Annotated in this window: 22 protein-coding genes; 14 read left to right on the top strand and 8 right to left on the bottom strand. The window is 69.0% G+C overall.

Annotated elements, in window-relative coordinates; translation table 11 throughout:
* Positions 1-15 precede the first annotated feature (15 nt).
* Together FWJ24_RS03575 and FWJ24_RS03570 are read left to right on the top strand one after the other, a co-directional pair.
* Positions 16-252 (top strand): DUF2798 domain-containing protein, encoded by a 237-nt coding sequence (locus tag FWJ24_RS03575; protein ID WP_150286384.1) that lies wholly within the window; start codon positions 16-18, stop codon positions 250-252.
* Positions 252-1,511 carry an amidase gene (locus FWJ24_RS03570; protein ID WP_150286383.1) on the top strand — a complete coding sequence of 420 codons (1,260 nt, stop codon included), beginning with the start codon at positions 252-254 and terminating at the stop codon, positions 1,509-1,511. Before FWJ24_RS03575 ends, FWJ24_RS03570 begins: the two co-directional genes overlap by 1 nt.
* Positions 1,512-1,855: 344 nt before the next feature.
* Here the strand turns inward: FWJ24_RS03570 and FWJ24_RS03565 are convergent, their stop codons facing one another.
* Positions 1,856-2,179, bottom strand: coding sequence for a hypothetical protein (locus FWJ24_RS03565; protein WP_150286382.1), 324 nt, complete (start codon positions 2,177-2,179; stop codon positions 1,856-1,858).
* A gap of 157 nt (positions 2,180-2,336) precedes the next feature.
* Between FWJ24_RS03565 and FWJ24_RS03560 the strand changes: the two genes are divergently transcribed.
* From FWJ24_RS03560 to FWJ24_RS03540, 5 genes are all read left to right on the top strand, one after another.
* Positions 2,337-2,624 (top strand): PepSY domain-containing protein, encoded by a 288-nt coding sequence (locus FWJ24_RS03560; RefSeq protein WP_166443574.1) that lies wholly within the window; start codon positions 2,337-2,339, stop codon positions 2,622-2,624.
* A 199-nt stretch (positions 2,625-2,823) separates the two neighbouring features.
* Positions 2,824-3,273, top strand: coding sequence for a hypothetical protein (locus FWJ24_RS03555; protein WP_150286380.1), 450 nt, complete (start codon positions 2,824-2,826; stop codon positions 3,271-3,273).
* On the top strand, positions 3,273-3,932 hold the full coding sequence (locus tag FWJ24_RS03550) for a ribonuclease T2 family protein (RefSeq protein WP_150286379.1): 660 nt from the start codon (positions 3,273-3,275) through the stop codon (positions 3,930-3,932). Before FWJ24_RS03555 ends, FWJ24_RS03550 begins: the two co-directional genes overlap by 1 nt.
* 9 nt (positions 3,933-3,941) lie before the next feature.
* Positions 3,942-4,781, top strand: a complete 840-nt coding sequence (locus FWJ24_RS03545) for a 23S rRNA (adenine(2030)-N(6))-methyltransferase RlmJ (protein ID WP_150286378.1) — start codon at positions 3,942-3,944, stop codon at positions 4,779-4,781.
* A 69-nt stretch (positions 4,782-4,850) separates the two neighbouring features.
* Positions 4,851-5,459, top strand: coding sequence for a glutathione S-transferase N-terminal domain-containing protein (locus FWJ24_RS03540; protein ID WP_150286377.1), 609 nt, complete (start codon positions 4,851-4,853; stop codon positions 5,457-5,459).
* Positions 5,460-5,576: 117 nt separating this feature from the next.
* Here the strand turns inward: FWJ24_RS03540 and FWJ24_RS03535 are convergent, their stop codons facing one another.
* Positions 5,577-6,224 carry an outer membrane protein gene (locus FWJ24_RS03535; protein ID WP_246155492.1) on the bottom strand — a complete coding sequence of 216 codons (648 nt, stop codon included), beginning with the start codon at positions 6,222-6,224 and terminating at the stop codon, positions 5,577-5,579.
* Between the two features lie 235 nt (positions 6,225-6,459).
* Positions 6,460-7,095, bottom strand: a complete 636-nt coding sequence (locus FWJ24_RS03530) for an outer membrane protein (protein ID WP_150286376.1) — start codon at positions 7,093-7,095, stop codon at positions 6,460-6,462.
* Positions 7,096-7,351: 256 nt separating this feature from the next.
* Here FWJ24_RS03530 and FWJ24_RS03525 point away from each other — a divergent pair, with 256 nt between their 5' ends.
* Complete coding sequence (locus tag FWJ24_RS03525; RefSeq protein WP_150286375.1) at positions 7,352-8,152, top strand: glycosyltransferase family 2 protein; 801 nt, start codon at positions 7,352-7,354, stop codon at positions 8,150-8,152.
* Positions 8,149-8,907: an SDR family oxidoreductase gene (locus FWJ24_RS03520; protein WP_150286374.1), complete on the top strand. Its 759-nt coding sequence runs from the start codon at positions 8,149-8,151 to the stop codon at positions 8,905-8,907. Before FWJ24_RS03525 ends, FWJ24_RS03520 begins: the two co-directional genes overlap by 4 nt.
* Before the next feature lie 32 nt (positions 8,908-8,939).
* On the opposite strand, the gene pgeF is transcribed toward FWJ24_RS03520, so the two are convergent.
* Genes pgeF through lgt form a run of 3 tightly spaced genes read right to left on the bottom strand, consistent with a single transcriptional unit; the run spans position 8,940 to position 11,636 of the window.
* Positions 8,940-9,707 (bottom strand): peptidoglycan editing factor PgeF, encoded by a 768-nt coding sequence (pgeF, locus tag FWJ24_RS03515; RefSeq protein WP_425468888.1) that lies wholly within the window; start codon positions 9,705-9,707, stop codon positions 8,940-8,942.
* Between the two features lie 22 nt (positions 9,708-9,729).
* Positions 9,730-10,821: a class I SAM-dependent methyltransferase gene (locus FWJ24_RS03510; RefSeq protein ID WP_150286373.1), complete on the bottom strand. Its 1,092-nt coding sequence runs from the start codon at positions 10,819-10,821 to the stop codon at positions 9,730-9,732.
* Positions 10,818-11,636, bottom strand: coding sequence for a prolipoprotein diacylglyceryl transferase (lgt, locus tag FWJ24_RS03505; protein ID WP_150286372.1), 819 nt, complete (start codon positions 11,634-11,636; stop codon positions 10,818-10,820). The genes FWJ24_RS03510 and lgt overlap by 4 nt, the downstream gene beginning before the upstream one ends.
* Before the next feature lie 154 nt (positions 11,637-11,790).
* On the opposite strand from lgt, the gene FWJ24_RS03500 reads away from it, so the two are divergent.
* The 5 genes from FWJ24_RS03500 to FWJ24_RS03480 all read left to right on the top strand — a co-directional run bounded on the left by FWJ24_RS03500 (position 11,791) and on the right by FWJ24_RS03480 (position 14,979).
* Positions 11,791-12,042, top strand: coding sequence for an accessory factor UbiK family protein (locus tag FWJ24_RS03500; protein ID WP_150286371.1), 252 nt, complete (start codon positions 11,791-11,793; stop codon positions 12,040-12,042).
* Between the two features lie 430 nt (positions 12,043-12,472).
* Positions 12,473-12,973 carry a type III secretion system chaperone family protein gene (locus tag FWJ24_RS03495; RefSeq protein ID WP_150286370.1) on the top strand — a complete coding sequence of 167 codons (501 nt, stop codon included), beginning with the start codon at positions 12,473-12,475 and terminating at the stop codon, positions 12,971-12,973.
* Between the two features lie 21 nt (positions 12,974-12,994).
* Positions 12,995-13,813: a pyrroline-5-carboxylate reductase gene (gene proC / locus FWJ24_RS03490; protein ID WP_150286369.1), complete on the top strand. Its 819-nt coding sequence runs from the start codon at positions 12,995-12,997 to the stop codon at positions 13,811-13,813.
* An 88-nt stretch (positions 13,814-13,901) separates the two neighbouring features.
* A complete protein-coding gene (locus FWJ24_RS03485) occupies positions 13,902-14,600 on the top strand; it encodes a ubiquinone biosynthesis protein COQ9 (protein ID WP_150286368.1) in 699 nt (232 codons plus the stop codon).
* Between the two features lie 19 nt (positions 14,601-14,619).
* Entirely contained in the window at positions 14,620-14,979 is a 360-nt protein-coding gene (locus FWJ24_RS03480) for a tRNA-binding protein (RefSeq protein WP_150286367.1), read from the top strand.
* A gap of 78 nt (positions 14,980-15,057) precedes the next feature.
* On the opposite strand, the gene FWJ24_RS03475 is transcribed toward FWJ24_RS03480, so the two are convergent.
* Positions 15,058-16,521: an ATP-binding protein gene (locus FWJ24_RS03475; protein ID WP_150286366.1), complete on the bottom strand. Its 1,464-nt coding sequence runs from the start codon at positions 16,519-16,521 to the stop codon at positions 15,058-15,060.
* 44 nt (positions 16,522-16,565) lie between these two features.
* Entirely contained in the window at positions 16,566-17,288 is a 723-nt protein-coding gene (locus FWJ24_RS03470) for a response regulator (protein ID WP_246155491.1), read from the bottom strand.
* Between the last annotated feature and the right edge of the window lie 29 nt (positions 17,289-17,317).

Here is a 17,317-nt window from a genome sequence, read left to right as displayed (position 1 = left end):
TCGGGACGAATCTCCATGGAAGGCAAAGCGAAGTATATCTTCCCGGCGCTGCTCTCGGGCGTCATGGCGTTCCTGATGACGGCGGTCATCACCTTCATCAATCTCGGCATGCCGCCGGATTTCGTCGCGCGCTGGCTGCGGGCCTTCCTCATCGCCTGGCCGCTCGCCTATTGCGCGGCGCTGATCGCGGCGCCGATCGCTCGGCGCGGCACCGCCCTGATCGTCGCCCGGCTGGAGGGACGGAAATCGTGATGCGCGCCCGCGATCTCGCCGAGGCGGTCGATGCCGGGGATTTGACGCCGGCGGCGCTCGTCGAACTCGCCGCGGAACGGATCACCACCTTCGAGCCGGACATCCGGGCCTTCGCCCATCTCGATCTCGACGCGGCGCGGCTGCGCGCGGCGCGGATGACCACACGCGAGGGTCTGTTCGGCCTGCCGATCGGCGTCAAGGACATCATCGAGACCGCGGCCATGCCGACGGGCCACGGCTCGCCGCTCTACACGGGCCACCAGCCGAAAGCCGATGCCGCAATCGTCGTGATGGCCGAGGATGCCGGCGGCATCCTGATCGGGAAGACCGCAACGACCGAGTTTGCCTATCTCGAACCCGCGCCGACACGGAACCCGCATGATCCGGCCCGCACGCCCGGCGGCTCCTCCGCCGGCTCGGCGGCCGGTGTGGCGGCCGGGCTGATGCCCCTCGCCCTCGGCACCCAGACCGGCGGCTCGGTCATCCGTCCCGCGAGCTTCTGCGGCGTCGCGGCGGTGAAACCCTCCTATCGGCTGCTGCCCATGGCCGGAGTGAAGCCCTTTGCCCCGCTGCTCGACACGCTCGGGCTGTTCGGCGCCCGCGTCGTGGATGTCGCGTTCGGCCTGGCGGCGATCAGCGGCCGGCCGCTCGACGTCGCCGGGCAGGATTTCGGCACCCCGACCTTCGGCGTCACGCGCCTGCCCTTCGCCGGCGCGGCCGCGCCGGAATCCGAGGCGGCACTGCTGGCGGCGATCCGCGCCATCGAGGCGGCCGGCGGCCGGGTGGTCGAGCTCGGTCTGCCCCCAATTCTGGCGGAAGCCCATGCCGCCCACCAGATCATCAACAATTACGAGGGCGCACTCGCGCTGGCCTACGAGCACCGGCGCCGGCGCGAAAGCCTCTCGCCGATCCTGCTCGCGGCGCTCGACGCGGGGGCAGCGATCCCGGTCGCGGAATTCGACGCCGCTAGGTCCCGCGCCAATCGCGCCCGCAAGGCGACGCAGGACCTGTTTGCGGCAGTCGACGTGCTGCTGACCTATTCCGCGCCAGGCGCCGCGCCGGGACCGGAAACCACAGGTGACGCGCGGTTCAACAAGCTCGTGACCCTGCTCGGCCTGCCTGCGGTCAATGTACCGCTCCACCGGCACGAATCCTTGCCGGTCGGTGTGCAGGTGATCGGGCGCTTCGGCGACGATCTGCGTGCGCTCGCCGCCGCAGCCTGGCTCGAGGCGCGGGCCTGTCCCGCCGCAGGCTCATGAAAACCTGTTGAAAATCGACGAAATCGCGGGCTGGGGCCGTTAACGCTGCCGCAATGCGGCGACGAATGCCCATTGCCAAGTCCTTAATGGAGGGTAAAGTTGAGCCGTCTTCCGAAAGGGGAGGTCGGATATGAGCGCTGCCCTGCGTCTGGATTTTCTGGCGTTCGTCGCGTCCTTCGCGCTGCTCGTGGCCATTGTCTTCGGGCTGGTCTGATCCGGCGGCGGCCAGATCGGCCTGCCCCCATATGCCGGTTTTGCCTCTCCCGGTTTTGCCCAAGCCGGTTTTTGTTCGGGTATCCGCCATGCACGGAAGGCCGATGCTGCCGGACGGGAGGTTCTGCCACTCAGCTTTCCGGGCAAAGCGACCCCGTCGCCTGCCATGACGTCACGTTGAGATCCATCGCGCAGCGGAACAGCCGCGTGCCGAGGCAGATCTCCGCCCCGAGCGCGTGGCTGACACCGCCCGCGCGGCAGGTGCATTGAGGCATCGCGGCAGCAAGGAGCGGCAATGCGCCCTGCCCTGCATGCCTCTCGCGCGATCCGGGATCATTCGCCGGCCCCACGCGCGTGTCGGCGCCCTTCGCGGACAGGCCGGCACCCGCCAGCATCGCGGCGGCGAGCGCCGCGGCCCTGCGCATCGGCGTGCCTCGGAAGCGGGCCGGGGCCATCTTCCCCTCCTTCAGGTCGGGAAGAAATCTTTACCACATCTTGCCGTGATCGTCGAAAGACGACCGGCCGCGCCAATTGCAGCGAACCGCGTAACACCGCATTAAGGCACACAATCTAAAGGTGCATCGCCTTTCAATTCCTGAGATGGAATGTTCGATGCGAGTGCAGCGTTATCGTGCGACGGCCTGTTCGATCCTTTTTGCTCTGATCTCCGCATGGCCCGCCGAAGCGGGCCGGGCACTCGACTACAACCCCCATTGCGCCGCCCCGCCGCGGACCGCCTGGCTCTCCTCCGCCGAGATCAGCGACAGGCTGCGCGAGGTCGGCTACGAGCTGATGCGCGTGCGCCTCGACGATCGCTGCTACAAGCTGATGGTGCGGGACGGCATCGGCCAGATCCGTGATCTTGTCGTCCATCCGGTGACCTTCGAGATCATGCGCTGACGCGCCCGTCCCGGTTCCGCCGGGGCGGCGATCCATCCTGAACCGGGCGCGCGCGATCGTCGACGACCGATGGCGTGCCGCGCACGCGACAGGCGCCCGGATTCGCACGGCCCGCCCCCCGCGCCCCTTGACCGCCGCGCTGGCGGGCGCGAAAGCTCTCGCATCCGTCAACGGCCGGCCATCCTTCAGGAGAAGATCCATGCGGCACGTCACGTTCCCGGCTTTCGCGGCCCTGATCGCCGCGCTTCTCACCCTGCCGATGCCCGGCGCCGCACGCGAGGAAATCCCGGCCGAGACGCGCGAGCGGCCCTGGTCGGCCCAGCTCCCCGCCTGCGACGATGCGCGCGTGCTCGGGCGGATCCAGTCGAAATTCTCCGAGGCCGAACGGCGCTACTGGAACAGCCCGGCCGAGATCGTCGGCTTCGACAAGGTGCGGCAGGCCGCCTTCCGCCCGCACGGGCTCGACCTGATCCCGCGCCGCTATTGCCAGGCGACCGCGATCATGCATGACCGGCGGCGACTGGTACTGCGCTACGCCGTGATCGAGGATGCCGGCCCGGTCGGCCTGTTCGACGATGTGCAGTTCTGCCTCGACGGGTACGACCGCAACTATACCGCCATGCCGGGCTGCTACCGGCTCGACCGCTGATGCGGCGTTCTGGCCTCGCAGGGCTGCTGCTGGCATTCGTCGCCAGTGCGGCGGCGGCCGAGCCGCGCGAGGATCGCGGCGCGCCTGCGGGGCGGTTCGATTTCTACGTGGTCTCGCTCTCCTGGTCCGCGACCTATTGCGCGCTGACCGGCGAGCGGCGCGGCGACACGCAATGCGCGCCGGGCCGCAATCCCGGTTTCGTGCTGCACGGGCTCTGGCCGCAATACGAGCGCGGCTACCCGGCCTATTGCCGACCCGAGGGGCGAAGCCCTTCCCGCGCCGCGATGGAGATCGCGGAACGCGTCTATCCCTCCTCCGGCCTTGCGCGCCATGAATGGCGCAAGCACGGCACCTGCTCGGGGGAAAGCCCCGGCGGCTATTTCGAGGCCTCCGCCGCGGCCCGCGCCAGAATCCGGGTGCCGGAGGCGCTGGCCGCGCCGCGCGAGGACCGGCGCTGGGGCGTGATCGAGATCGAACGCGCCTTCGCCGAAGCCAATCCCGGCCTGCGCCCGGACATGATGGCCGTGACCTGCACGCGCGGCCAGATCGAGGAAATCCGCCTCTGCCTGACGCGCGACCTGCGCGCCTTCCGCGCCTGCGAGGAGGTCGACCGCGATTCCTGCCGCGCCCGCGACGTGCTCGTTCCCGCGGCGCGCTGATTACGGCCCGTGAATTACCGTCACGCCTTCCATGCCGGGAATTTCGCCGATGTGCTGAAACATGCCGCGCTGATGCGCATCCTCGCGCATCTCGCCCGCAAAGAAGCGCCGTTCCGGGCGATCGACACCCATGCCGGCGACGGTTTCTACAGCCTGCGCGCCGATGCCGCCCTGCGCACCGGCGAATGGATCGAGGGAATCGGTCGCCTCGACCGCCCGCTGCCTCCCGCCGCCGAGGCAATGCTCGAACCCTATCGCGCCGCCCTGGCCGAACTCGCCCCGCTCGGCGATACCTATCCCGGCTCGCCGGCGCTGATCCGCCACGCCCTGCGCATGCAGGACCGCGCGGCCTTCAACGAATTGCATCCCGACGCCGCCGCGCGATTGCGGGCCTTGATGGCGCGCGATTCCCGGATCGCGCTCACCGCGCTTGACGCCTACACCGCCTGGAAGGCGCAGCTGCCGCCGAAGGAGCGGCGCGGGCTCGTGCTCGTCGATCCGCCCTTCGAGCAGCCGGGCGAATTCGAGCGCATGGCCGCGGGCGCGCGGATCATGGCGCGCAAATGGCCCGGCGGCACGCTGATGCTCTGGTATCCGATCAAGGATATCGCCGCCACCCGCCGCTTCGAGGGCGAGATCATTGCTTCCGGCATGCCGAAACTGCTGGTGCTGGAACTCCATGTCGATGCCGCCGATGCCGCGGGGCCGCTCGCCGCGACCGGGCTCGTGATCGCCAATCCGCCCCACACCCTCCGGGACGAGATGGCCGCGCTCCTCCCCGCTCTTGCGGATCGGCTGGCGCGGCGCGACATCGCGCGCTGGCGCGCCGAATGGCTGACGGAACCGTGACGCCGGCGCGATTGCCTTCGCGCCGGCCGCCTGCGAAGCTGCGGCGCTTCCCTCATAAACGGATCGATCATGCTCAAACTTCACTCGTCCTCCACCTCGCCCTTCGGCCGCAAGGTGAAGGTCGCGAGCCTCTTCACCGGCCATGCGGGCCGGATCGAGATCCTCGCCGCCGACACGATGAACCCGGACGATCCGCTCAGGAAAGACAACCCGCTCGGCAAGATCCCCTGCCTCGTGCTGCCAGACGGCTCGACGCTCTACGATAGCCGCGTCATCATCGAATATCTCGACCACGAGGCCGGCGACGGCCGGGTCATCCCGACGCAATGGCCGGAGCGCCTCGCCGCGCTGAAGCTGCAGGCGCTCGGCGACGGCATCATGGACGCGGCGATCCTCCAGCTCTACGAGGGCCGCTTCCGGCCCGGCGAGCGGCACGAGCCCGCCTGGCTCGCGCATCAGGGCGGCAAGGTCGAGCGCGGGCTCGCGGTTCTTGAGGCAGACCCGCCGAAGGCGAGCGCCCTTCCGCATGTCGGGACGATCACCATCGCCTGCATGCTCGACTGGCTGGATTTCCGGTTCTCGACGCTCGCCGGCGGCAAATATCCGCGCCTTGCCGCCTTCCGCGCCGAATTCGCGGCCGCAATCCCCGATTTTGCGAAGACCGCGCCAAAGGCCTGAGCGCGGCCACACACGAAAAAGGGTCCGGTTTCCCGGACCCTTCCTCGCCCCCTGACGATTCGATGAACCGATGCGGGCCTGACGCGGAAACGGGCGGCGCAGGGCGCCCGGCTGGCGTCAGAACTTGTAGTTCACGCCGGCGCGGATGATGCCGATCTCATGCCCGACCTTGGCCGTGCCGACATTGTCCTTCTCGAGATCCACATAGAGGCCCTCGATGCGCGCGGTCCAGTTGTTGGTGAAGGCGTATTCCACGCCGCCGCCAACCGTCCAGCCGATGCGGGTCGTGTCGCGCGAGCCGACGCCCGGGATCGAGACATCCGAACCGCCATAGGCGAGACCGCCGGTCACGTAGGGCATGAACCGGTCGACCGCGAAGCCGACGCGCGCCCGCACCGTGCCGAGATAGTTGAGATCGGCCTTGGAGGCGCCGGCGCCGATGCCGGGGCCGCGCGAATTGAGATCGGTCCAGGACAGATCGGCCTCAAGGCCGAGCACGAGACGGTCGATCTGGTGGTTGTAGCCGATCTGGGCGCCGCCCACGAACCCGTCGGGATCGTTGAAGCCGCCGGCGCCGGTGCTGGTCGTCGAGCCGAAGCCGTAGCCGGCATGGGCGCCGACATAGAACCCGGTCCAGGTGAAGACCGGCACGGCCGAGAAGGCCGGGGCAACCGGCGCCGACTTGCGCGGCAGATCGGCGGCCATTGCGGTGGTTGCGAGAAGCGCAGCCCCGAACAGGCCGGTCATCAAGCTCTTCATGGTCATTCTCTACTCCTGATGTCGCATGGCCGGCCCAGCCCCTATGGATGTCCGGCCCCGGACCCCGCTGCCCGCGAAGCCCGCTGAGAGTGGAGAGGTTCATCCTCGCGGATGCCCCCGCCGCTCAACGCCCCCTCTTCCTTCCGGCGGGATTGGGAATTTTGATGGCAATGCCACCATAATCCCGCCACGTTTTCGTCAATTCCGGCCCTTCCTCCGAGGAATTGTGGCAGCCGGTCGATCAGAACCGATAATTTACGCCGACCCGTAGCTGATTTGTCACAATGTTCGCATCCCGCGTGGTCGGTTGAACATTGTAGGTTTCCGATCCGAAGCGGAAATGCAGGAACTGGACATTGGCCGAGATCTTGTCGGTGAGCATCATTTCGCCGCCGATACCGATCACATAGCCGAAATGGGTGTTGTCCGCGCGCGTGCCGCCGGATTTCAGCGTCGCATTGGTGAAGGCGAAGCCGCCGGTGATGAAGGGCAGGAAGCGTTCGAACGCATAGCCGAGGCGGGCGCGGCCGGAGCCGAGCCATTTCTGCTGGAAGGTCTCGCTGAAGGCGCGATAATCGACATGGCCATAGGCGAGATCGAGTTCACTGCCATAGACGAACTGGCCGGACTGGAAATTGATGCCGACCTGCCCGCCGCCGACGAATCCGTCGAGATCCGCCGACCGCGTGCGCCCGAACCCGTAACCGAGATGCAGGCCGCCGTAAAAGCCGGCCCAATTGCTCGTCATCATCGGCATCGAGGCGCCAGCCGGAGCGCTGCGCGTGCCGGGAAGATCCCCGGCGAGAACCCGCGCGCCCGGCCCGAGCGTGGCGACGAGCGCGACGACGCTGATGAGCGGCTTCAGGATGCGGCGCATTCCGGTTCTCCTTCCTGATCGCACATGGGTGAGGCGCGACCTATCGCCTCCTTATCATGCGCGGCCGGAGACCTGAACGAATGCTTCCAGGAACAGAAAAAATTCTATTAAAGTACGGTAATTACTGTTAATGTTAATGAGATCATAACAGGATTACATTCACGGGTTTCAACAGCATCAGCCGCGGCATCGCAGCGGCTTGCCAATCGCCGGCGCAGGGTGCACATCGCTCGCGGCTTTTCTTGCAGGACCCGCCGTGACACCGCTGCCGCTCTCGATCTTCCTGATCGCCCGCAACGAATCCGACCGCCTGCCCCGGACGCTGCGGGCCGTGCGCGGGCTTGCCGCGGAGCTGATCGTCGTCGATTCCGGCTCGACCGACGATACAGTCGCGCGGGCCGAGGCCGAGGGGGCGCGCGTCGTCTTCAATGCCTGGTCCGGCTACGGGCCGCAGAAGCGCTTCGCCGAGACGCAATGCCGGGAGCGTTGGCTGCTCAATCTCGATGCCGACGAATGGGTGCCGCCGGAGCTTGCCGCCGAGATCCGGGCGCTGTTCGCGCATGGCGAGCCGGCGGCCGATGCCTACGAGATCCGCATTGCCGAAGTCTTTCCCGGCGAGGCTGCGCCCCACCGCTTCGCCTATGCGCTGGCGCCGGTGCGGCTCTACCGGCGCGATCGCGGCAGCTATTCCGCCTCGCCCGTGCATGACAGGGTCGATCTCCAGCCCGGCGCGCGGGTGGCGCGGCTCAGGGGCGTGATCCACCATTTCTCCGTCCGCTCGATCGGCGATCAGATCGGCAAGCTCAACGCCTATTCGGATCAGCAGGTCGCCGATCTCGCGGCACGCGGCAAGACGATCCCGGTCTGGCGCGTGTTCGTCGAATTCCCGGCGGCCTTCCTCAAGGCCTATCTGCTGCGCCGCCATGCCATGCGCGGCGTCTATGGCTTCATCACCGCGATGAACTACGCCTTCTTCCGCTGGCTGCGCGTCGCCAAGGCCTATGAGCAGCGCCGGCGCGCGGCGCAGGCGGCCCGACGGCCGGGGGACGGGGCATGAGCGCATCACCCGGCCCGGCGCTCGTCACCGGCGGCGCCCGCCGCCTCGGCGCCGCGATCGCGCGCGCGCTGGCCGCGCATGGCCATCCGGTGGTGATCCATTGCCATCATTCGCGGGCGGAGGCAGAGGCGCTCGCCGCAGAAATTCGCGCTGCCGGCGGCGCGGCCGCAATCATTGCCGGCGATCTCGCCGTTCTCTCCGGCCTCGCGGCGCTCCATGCCGAAGCGGCGCGCGCCTTCGGCCCGCCGCGCCTGCTCGTCAACAACGCCTCGATCTTCCTCGCCGACACGATCGCCGATGTCACGCCGGAAGGGTTCGAGACCAATCTTGCGGTCAATCTCGCGGCCCCGGTCCTCCTCGCGCGGGCTTTCGCGGAAGCCCTTCCGGATGGGGAGGACGGCGCGATCGTCAATGTGATCGACCAGCGCGTGCTGCGCCCCGATCCGCGCTTCCTCTCCTACACGCTTGCGAAATCGGCCCTGTTCACCGCAACGAAGACCCTGGCGCAGGCGCTGGCGCCGCGCATCCGCGTCAATGCGATCGGCCCCGGCCCTACCCTTCCGAGCATCCATGAAGGCGAGGCCGGCCTCATGCGCGAGGCGCAGGGAACGCTGCTGGGCGAAGTGGTCGACCCGGCGGAGATCGCCCGCGCGGTTCTCTACCTTGCCGCCGCGCGGCATGTCACCGGCCAGATGATCGCGGTCGATTCCGGCCAGCATCTCGGCTGGCGCACGCCGGATACCGGCGAGACCTGAGGCCGGGAAAGGGCCGTCAGGATTTCACCGCTTCAGAGCACGATCGCCGCGATATGCCGGCCATAATCGGCCTCGCCGCGATGCGTCTTGCGCCGGTAGGAATAGAACCGCGTCTCGTCCGCATAGGTGCAATGCGCGAGATCGTCGATCGCGGCGATGCCGGCATGTTCGAGCCGCGCGCGGAGATAGCCCGGCAGATCGAAATGCGGATGGCCGGGGCGCGCACCCTCCCGGAAGAAGCGCGCATTGGCGGGATCCTCGGCACGGAACCGTGCCTCGAATTCCGGCCCCACCTCGTAATGCGCCTGGCTCAGCATCGGCCCGAGCGCGGCGAGGATGCGCGCCCGCCGCGCACCGAGCGCCTCCATCCCGTCGAGCGTGGCCTCCAGCACGCCGCCGAGCGCGCCCTTCCATCCGGCATGGGCGGCGCCGATCACCCGCGCTTCCGGATCGGCGAATAGGACCGGGCCGCAATCCGCCGTTCCGACGCCGATCGCGAGCCCCGGCCGTTCCGTCACCATGGCATCGGCGCGGGGCCGGCTGGCGGAATCCCAGGGGGCGACGACCGGTACGGCAAGCGCCGAATGGATCTGGTAGAGCGAGAGCAACCTCTCGGGCCCGACGCCGAGATGGGCCGCCATCCGCGCGCGGTTCTCGGCCACATCGGCGGGATCGTCATCCGAGCCGAGGCCGCCATTGAGCCCGCGATAGAGCCCCCGCGAAACCCCGCCCTCGCGCGTGAAGAAGGCGTGCCGGAACCCGGCCCGGTCGAGCAAGGCGGAGCGGAGGGGCGCGAGCATGGGCATCTCCATCGGCTTGCCGTCACGCGAGCAGCGGGTCGGCCAGATCAAATCCCGGCGGCGGCGGCAGGCCGGGACTGGTGACCGCCAGCGCCTTGAACAGCATGCCCATCGCGCGCGGGCCGGTGCCGACAAGCCGTTCGACCGCCGCGTCGATCGCCGCCGGATCCTCGGCATTGCGCTTGAGGATCTCGGCGCGGTGGCGGATGCCGAGCCGTTCGAGCAGCGTCGCCTGCGTCAGAACGGGATGCGCAACCGCTCCGCCCCTGCGCGCGGCGATGGCGAGGCTCGAGAAATCGACATGGGCGGTGATGTCCGCCTCGCCGGGATCGGACAGCACGGGCACGAATTCGTGCCGCCGCACCGCCTGCAGCGTCTCGCCGAGCGCGAAGCGGTGATAGCCGTAATCGATGGCGAGCATCATGCCGCCCTGCGCCGCGAGCCGGCCGGCGAGCTTGCGCATGATGTCGAGCGCGATGGGCGAGGTTTCGAACACTGCGCCTTCCGGCCCGTCGAGATCGAGCCCCGGCGTCGGCGCGGCGTGCAGGCCGAGCGCCAGCGCGCCATCCGCGCCGATCCCCACCAGCCGCTCGCGCCATTCCCCGCCCCGGCGCTGGAACTGCCGGACGGGCAATGCGTCGAAGAACTCGTTCGCGAGCACGATGAGCGGCCGATCTTCCGGCAGCGAATCGATCGTCGGGTGCCAGAGCGGGGCCTTGCCGCTCCCCTCCAGCGCCTTCGCCTGCGCGCGCTGCAGCACCGGGCTCGTCTCGACGAGATGCACCGCGATCGCGGCCTCGAAGGCCGGCAGCGCGCGCGCGGCGCGCAAGGCGTCGAGCATCAGCGTGCCACGCCCCGGCCCGAGTTCGACCAGCGCCACCCGCTCCGGTCCGCCGAGGGCCTGCCAGCTCAAGGCCGCCGTCAGCCCGAGCAATTCGCCGAAGATCTGGCTGATTTCCGGCGCGGTGACGAAATCCCCCGCAAGACCGAACGGATCGCGCGTCATGTAATAGCCGTGGCGGGGATGGCCGAGCGCCAGCGCCATGAACCGGTCGAGGCCGATCGGCCCGGAAGCGCGGATTTCGGCGAGCAATTCCGCCGCCAGCGCGCTCACGCCGGACGCTCCGCGATCATGGCCCGCGCGAGCGCGCGACGGACGAGCCAGGCCCCGGCGAGGAAGAGCGGCACCGAGAGCGCCATGCCCATTGTCAGCCAGCCGCCGGCGATGAAGCCGAGATGCCGGTCCGGCTCGCGGAAGAACTCGACGAAAAACCGCGCCGCGCCATAGCCCATGCCGAACAGCCCGGCGAGCAGGCCGGGGCGGCGGAACCCGATCACCCGCACCAGGATGCCGAGCACGACGAGCAGGGCCAGCCCTTCCAGCGCGGCCTCGTAGAGCTGGCTCGGATGGCGCGGCTCCGGCCCCGCGCGGGGGAAGACGATGGCCCAGGGCACATCCGCCGGGCGCCCCCACAATTCGCCATTGACGAAATTCGCGATCCGGCCCAGCAGCAGCCCGATCGGCGCCACCACGGCCGCGAGATCCGCCATGGCGAAGGGCTCGAGCCCGCGCCGGCGCGCGAACAGCATCACCGCAATCGCGGCGCCGACCAGCCCGCCATGAAACGCCATGCCGCCTTTCCAGACCTGCACGATCTCGAGCGGATTCTGGAGATAGAAACCGGGATTGTAGAACAGCACGAAGCCGAGCCGCCCGCCCAGAACCACGCCCAGCGCGGCGAACACGAGGAGATCGTCGAGATCCTCGGGCTTTGGTTGGCGCAGCCCGCCCCAGAGTGCCGAATTGGCCGCAAGCCGCCGCGCATAGGACCAGCCGGCGATCAACCCGGCGATATAGGCGAGCGCATACCAGCGGATCACCAGCGGCCCGATGGACAGGGCGACGGGGTCGAAATCCGGCAGCAGCATCGGCGGGCCTCGCAACGGCGGCGGCGGCGCGGCATTCCGCGCCCCGCTCTGGCGCGATCATCTCTAACGAATGCCGCGCCGCCATGCTAGGAGAGTCGCGTGCCGTTTCGCGCGTCCTGTCTCGCAGCCGCGCGCCAGCCTCTCAGGAATGCCCATGCGTGAACCTCCGACCCGCCTGCTCGATGAACTCTCCCGTGTGATGACCGGCGCCGTCGGCCTTGCGGAAGGCGCGCGCAAGGAGGCGGATTCCTTCCTCCGCAGCCAGATCGAACGCATCCTCGCCGACAGCGAATTCGTCACCCGCGACGAATTCGAGACCGTCCGGCAGATGGCGATCGCCGCGCGCGACGAGAACGAGCGCCTCGCCGAACGCCTCGCGGCGCTGGAGGCCGCAACCAGGAAGTGAGCCGGCAAGCCTCCCGGCGCCTTGCCTGTGGACAGCGCCGAAGACCGGGGGATGGCAGGCATCGGGCGGTTGTGGCGCCGCCCCGAATCCCCGAACGTCCGTTCCGACGCTGACCTTCCGGTCATCGGGCCGCGAGGTCCGGTCCCGCGCCTTAAATGTCGCAAATCCGTTCCAACAAAGCGGGCGACAGCTCGAATCTGGCCATGCTAGGTTCGTTGCAGGGTGATTCGCGCCCTCCGGTTGCCGGCCGGGCGCGAAAAAGTCCGCGTCCGACCATGCGCGCCGAAAGGCGGGCCGGTCCCGGTAAGCGTGGCGTTCCCGGTTCAAGCGATGGACGGGTATTCCCGGCGCGTGCCTCGCGGCGCGACGGTCGGTCATTCCCGAAAAGCGCAGTCCGGTTCGGCGTAGACGACGAGAACAGGCGCGATAGATGACCTTGGTCGACCGTGACATCCCCGCTTCCGACAATCCCGTCGACGTGATCGAGCAGATCGCCACCCGCCACGGCTGGTCCTTCGAACGCGACGATCAGGACGAGATCTCGATCTCGGTCACCGGTCGCTGGTGCGACTACCATCTGAGCTTCACCTGGCTTTCGGAAATGGAGGCGCTGCACCTTGCCTGCGCCTTCGACCTCAAGGTTCCCGAACGCCGCCGCGCCGAAGTGGTGCAGCTGATCGCCAAGCTCAACGAGCAGATGTGGGTCGGCCATTTCGATTTCTGGACAAGCGAGAGCGCCGTGATGTTCCGCCATGCGCTGCTCCTCGCTGGCGGTGCCGACCCCTCGCCCGACCAATGCGAAGCGGCAATGACGATCGCCGTCGAGGCTTGTGAGCGCTATTATCAGGCCTTCCAGTTCGTCGTCTGGGCCGGCAAGAGCGCCGCCGAAGCGCTGGATACGGCCATGTTCGAGACGGCGGGCGAAGCCTGAAGCCGAACGATGCCGGATCGGATGACCATGCCTGACTTCCCGTCCCTCACGATTTTTGGTGCCGGCAAGATGGGCGGCGCCCTGCTCCGGGGCGCGCTCGCCGCCGGCTGGCCCGCCGCCACGATCACGGTGATCGATCCCAACCCGTCTGAAACCCTGCGCGGCGAGGCCGCGGCGACGGGATTCGCGCTCAACCCGGCGCATGTCGCGCCGGCGGGACTGCTGCTCCTCGCGATCAAGCCGCAGGCGCTTGATGCCGCCGCCGGCGCCCTCGCCGCCCATGTCGGGCCGGAAACGATCGTCGTCTCGATCCTCGCCGGCAAGCGCATCGCCGATCTGCGGGCGCGGCTGCCGGGCGCGACGAGGTTCGTCCGCGCCATGCCGAACACGCCGGCGGCGATCGGCCGCGGCATCACCGGCGCCTTCGCGACCGCCGCGCTTGCCGCGCCCGACCGGGCCGCCGTCCAGCGCCTGCTCGCCACTACCGGCCGCGTCGAATGGGTCGATGCCGAGGCGCTCATCGACGCGGTGACGGCGGTCTCCGGCTCCGGCCCGGCCTATGTCTTCCACCTCACGGAATGTCTCGCCCGCGCCGGCGAGACGCTCGGCCTTCCCGCCGATCTCGCGATGCGGCTCGCACGCGCGACCGTCGAGGGCGCGGGCGAGCTGATGTTCCTCGAACCCGATGCGAGCCCGGCGGTGCTGCGGCAGAACGTCACCTCGCCCGGCGGCACCACGGCGGCGGCGCTCGAGCATCTGATGGCCAAGGACGGGCTGGAGCCGCTGATGATCCGCGCCGTCACCGCCGCGCGTGACCGGGCGCGCGCGCTGTCCGGCTGAACGGTTTTCCGGGCCGGCACGGGTTTGCCCTTGTGCCGCCGGGATTGCGGCTTAGCTTAAGGATTGCGATCCGCGAAGGAGACGTCTCATGGCACGCAAGGCCGGTTCCCCCGACAGCCCGGACACGAAGCCCGCCGGCGATCCACGCGCCCGCGCGGTCGATGCGCTGATGGCGCTCGCCGCGGAGATGCGCTGGTCCGAGATCCGCCTCGACATGATCGCCGAGAAGGCAGGGCTCGGTCTCGCCGATCTGCGTGATCTCTTCCCCTCGAAGGGCGCGATCCTTGGCGCCTTCATCCGCCGCATCGACCGGATCGTGCTCGAAGGCCGGCCAGAGGATCTCGCCGATGCCGAAGCGCGCGACCGGGTGCTCGATCTGATGATGCGGCGGTTCGACGCGCTCCTGCCCTATCGGGCCGCGCTGCGGGAGATTTCGCGCGCGTTCCGCGACGATCTCCTCGGGCTTGCGGCGCTGAACCAGCAGGCGCTCAATTCCTGGCGCTACCTTCTCACCTCGGTCGGCATCGATACCGAGGGCCCGCTCGGCATGCTGCGCGTGCAGGGCGCGGTGCTGGTGGCTGCGCGCGCCTTCCCCGTCTTCCTCGACGAGGAAGATGCGACCCTGCCCCGCACCATGGCAGCGCTCGACCGCGAATTGAAGCGCGGCGAATGGATGCTCCGCCGCGCCGAGGGTGTCAACCGGTTGCTGGCCCCGTTCCGGGGCTTCTGCCGCGCGGCGCGCGCATCGCGGGAAACGCGCCGAGACGCGGCGCCGGACGCCGCCTGACCGCCCGGACCGCTGGGCCATGCATCGCAACGACCCGGCGCCGCGCGCGCCGATCGCCTTCGACGATTTCCTCAAGCTCGATATCCGCGTCGGAACGATCCGCGCCGTCGAGCCCTTCCCCGAGGCGCACAAGCCCGCCTTCAAGCTCACGATCGATTTCGGTCCGCTGGGCGTCAAGCGCTCCTCGGCGCAGATCACCCGGCATTACACACCGGAATCCCTGGTCGGGCGGCAGGTGGCGGCGGTGGTCAACTTTCCCCCGCGCCAGATCGGCAGGTTCATGTCCGAGGTGCTCACGCTCGGCTTCCCCGATGCGAACGGCGAGGTGGTTCTGGTGATGCCCGAGCGCCCGGTTCCGGATGGCGGGAAGCTGTTCTAGCGCGGGGTCCGCCCGCGCGGCCCGCATCTCCTCACGCCAATCTTTCGGTTACCGGCATCCGCCTGATCGGGAAATGCCCTAGGCCGGCACCTTGACCCGCGCCCGCAAGCCGCCGAGCGGCGCGTCCTCCAGCACGATATCCCCGCCATGCCCGCGCGCGATGTCGCGGGCGATGGCGAGCCCGAGCCCCGTTCCGGCATGGTCCTGGTTGCGCGCGGCATCGAGGCGCAGGAAGGGGCGGAACACCTCCTCCCGGCTTTCCTCGGGAATGCCGGGGCCATCATCGTCCACCGTCACCGTCAGGAAGCGCTCGTCATGCACGGCGCGGATCTCGATCCGGTCGCCATAGCGCGCGGCATTGGCAACGAGATTGCCGAGCAGCCGCCGGAACGCCTGCGGCCGCACGCTCACGACCGGGTCGCCATCCACCGCGAGCGTGCAGAAATGCCCGCTCCGCTCGGCATCGGCACGGAAGACTTCCAGCAGCGCGCGGATATCGGTCGGCACCGCGCTCTCCGCCGCCTCGCCGCGCGCGAAGGCGAGATAGGCTTCGAGCATCTTGCTCATCTCGTCCACGTCGCGCTTCAGATCCTCGACCTCCGGCCCCGGCTCGATCAGCGCCAGCGAAAGCCGGAACCGCGTGAGGATGGTGCGCAGATCATGGCTCACGCCGTTGAGCATCGTCGTGCGCTGCTCGATCGCGCGCTCGATGCGGCTCTTCATTTCGAGAAAGGCGAGCCCGGCGCGGCGCACCTCGCGCGCGCCGCGCGGTCGGAACTGAACGTCGCGGCCCTTGCCGAAATCCTCCGCCGCGTCCGCGAGCCGCAGGATGGGCCGGATCTGGTTGCGCAGGATAATGACCGCCACGCCGACCAGCACCAGCGAGGAGCCCGCCATCCAGGCGAGAAAGATGTGCGAGTTCGAGGCATAGGCCTGGCTGCGCCGCGCGATGACGCGCATCATCGCGGTATCGAGCAGGATGCGGATCTCGAGAATGGAGGACGAGCCGACCGTGTCGAGCCAGAACGGCCGCCGCACGCGCTGGCGCAATTCGCTCGACAAGGCCTGATCGAGAATGTCGAAAAACGGCTTCTGCACCGGCGGCGGCAGCGGTTCGAGCGGCAGGAAGTCGATATCGAGTCCAAGCCGGCGTTCCGCGATCGCGGCCAGAACCCGCCCCTCGGCATCCTGGGGGAAGCTCTCGTAGATCTCGATCAGCGCCGCGATATCCTGCGTGAGCGAAGCCGAAAGCCGCGCCGTCACCGCCTGCCAGTGCCGCTCCATGAACACATAGGCGACAACCGCCTGAAGCAGCACGACCGGGATGATCACGATCAGCAGCGCCCGCGTGTAGAGCCGCTTGGGCAGCATGCGGTTGATCCAGCGCCCCAGCCGCGCTTCCGCCCGCGCAAAAGGCGCCAGCGCGCGCGCGACCGGCGGCAAGGCGGCAATCCGGGTCGCGAGACGGGCAAGGCCGTGCCAGAGCGCCGCGAGGCCGCGCCCGAGCGTGGCCGTCAGCACCCGCAGGATGCGCCAGAGCATGGCCCCCGCCCGCACCAGACCCGAAAGGCCGCGCACCCGTGCCGTCATCGGTCGATGACCAGCCGGTAGCCGATGCCGCGCACGGTCTGCAGATAGAGCGGATTGGAGGGGTCCGCCTCGATCTTGCGGCGCAGGCGGTTGATCTGCACGTCGATCGTGCGCTCGTTGGCGGCGGTGCCGTTCTCCGCCAGCGCCTCGCGCGGCAGGGTCTCCCCGAGCGCGCCGGCAAGCGCGCGCAGCATCTCGCGCTCACGCTCGGTGATGCGGACATGCTCCTCCTCGCGCCGCAATTCACCGCGCGCGAGATGGAAATGGAACGGCCCGAACCGGATGCTTTCCGGCGCTTGCTCCGACCGCTGCGGCGGCAGCGCCGCGCGGCGCAGGATCGAGCTGATGCGCAGCAGCAATTCGCGCGGGTCGAACGGCTTGGTCATGTAATCGTCGGCGCCGGTCTGCAGCCCGGCGATGCGATCGTCGATCTCGGCCCGCGCGGTCAGCATCAGGATGGGGACCGGCGAATGCGCCCGCAGCGCGCGGGCGAGATCGAGCCCGTTCTCGCCCGGCATCATCACGTCGAGCACCAGGAGATCGAAGACCAGCCCTTCGAGCCGCCCGCGCGCCTCGCGCGCATTCTCGGCGGTCGTCACGCGGTAGCCGTTCTCGGTGAGAAAGCGATGCAGCAGCGTGCGGATGCGCTGGTCGTCATCGACGACGAGGATATGTGGTGCCTCGTCGCTGGGCATGGCCTTGCGTGGGGATATGCTCATCGCCGTCTCCGCCATGGGGCCGGGAACGC

This window comes from Rhabdaerophilum calidifontis (assembly GCF_008641065.1).
GTDB classification, from domain to species: Bacteria; Pseudomonadota; Alphaproteobacteria; order Rhizobiales; family Beijerinckiaceae; genus Rhabdaerophilum; species Rhabdaerophilum calidifontis.
This window is presented reverse-complemented; position numbering and strand designations above follow the sequence as displayed.

Excerpts from the sequence above, each read along its gene's own strand:
- FWJ24_RS03575 (WP_150286384.1), top strand. The coding sequence starts at position 16 with ATGGAAGGCAAAGCGAAGTATATCTTCCCGGCGCTGCTCTCGGGCGTC.
- FWJ24_RS03570 (WP_150286383.1), top strand. The coding sequence starts at position 252 with ATGCGCGCCCGCGATCTCGCCGAGGCGGTCGATGCCGGGGATTTGACG.
- FWJ24_RS03565 (WP_150286382.1), bottom strand. The coding sequence starts at position 2,179 with ATGGCCCCGGCCCGCTTCCGAGGCACGCCGATGCGCAGGGCCGCGGCG.
- FWJ24_RS03560 (WP_166443574.1), top strand. The coding sequence starts at position 2,337 with ATGCGAGTGCAGCGTTATCGTGCGACGGCCTGTTCGATCCTTTTTGCT.
- FWJ24_RS03555 (WP_150286380.1), top strand. The coding sequence starts at position 2,824 with ATGCGGCACGTCACGTTCCCGGCTTTCGCGGCCCTGATCGCCGCGCTT.
- FWJ24_RS03550 (WP_150286379.1), top strand. The coding sequence starts at position 3,273 with ATGCGGCGTTCTGGCCTCGCAGGGCTGCTGCTGGCATTCGTCGCCAGT.
- FWJ24_RS03540 (WP_150286377.1), top strand. The coding sequence starts at position 4,851 with ATGCTCAAACTTCACTCGTCCTCCACCTCGCCCTTCGGCCGCAAGGTG.
- FWJ24_RS03535 (WP_246155492.1), bottom strand. The coding sequence starts at position 6,224 with ATGACCATGAAGAGCTTGATGACCGGCCTGTTCGGGGCTGCGCTTCTC.
- FWJ24_RS03530 (WP_150286376.1), bottom strand. The coding sequence starts at position 7,095 with ATGCGCCGCATCCTGAAGCCGCTCATCAGCGTCGTCGCGCTCGTCGCC.
- FWJ24_RS03520 (WP_150286374.1), top strand. The coding sequence starts at position 8,149 with ATGAGCGCATCACCCGGCCCGGCGCTCGTCACCGGCGGCGCCCGCCGC.
- pgeF (WP_425468888.1), bottom strand. The coding sequence starts at position 9,707 with ATGCTCGCGCCCCTCCGCTCCGCCTTGCTCGACCGGGCCGGGTTCCGG.
- lgt (WP_150286372.1), bottom strand. The coding sequence starts at position 11,636 with ATGCTGCTGCCGGATTTCGACCCCGTCGCCCTGTCCATCGGGCCGCTG.
- FWJ24_RS03500 (WP_150286371.1), top strand. The coding sequence starts at position 11,791 with ATGCGTGAACCTCCGACCCGCCTGCTCGATGAACTCTCCCGTGTGATG.
- FWJ24_RS03495 (WP_150286370.1), top strand. The coding sequence starts at position 12,473 with ATGACCTTGGTCGACCGTGACATCCCCGCTTCCGACAATCCCGTCGAC.
- proC (WP_150286369.1), top strand. The coding sequence starts at position 12,995 with ATGACCATGCCTGACTTCCCGTCCCTCACGATTTTTGGTGCCGGCAAG.
- FWJ24_RS03485 (WP_150286368.1), top strand. The coding sequence starts at position 13,902 with ATGGCACGCAAGGCCGGTTCCCCCGACAGCCCGGACACGAAGCCCGCC.
- FWJ24_RS03480 (WP_150286367.1), top strand. The coding sequence starts at position 14,620 with ATGCATCGCAACGACCCGGCGCCGCGCGCGCCGATCGCCTTCGACGAT.
- FWJ24_RS03475 (WP_150286366.1), bottom strand. The coding sequence starts at position 16,521 with ATGCTCTGGCGCATCCTGCGGGTGCTGACGGCCACGCTCGGGCGCGGC.
- FWJ24_RS03470 (WP_246155491.1), bottom strand. The coding sequence starts at position 17,288 with ATGAGCATATCCCCACGCAAGGCCATGCCCAGCGACGAGGCACCACAT.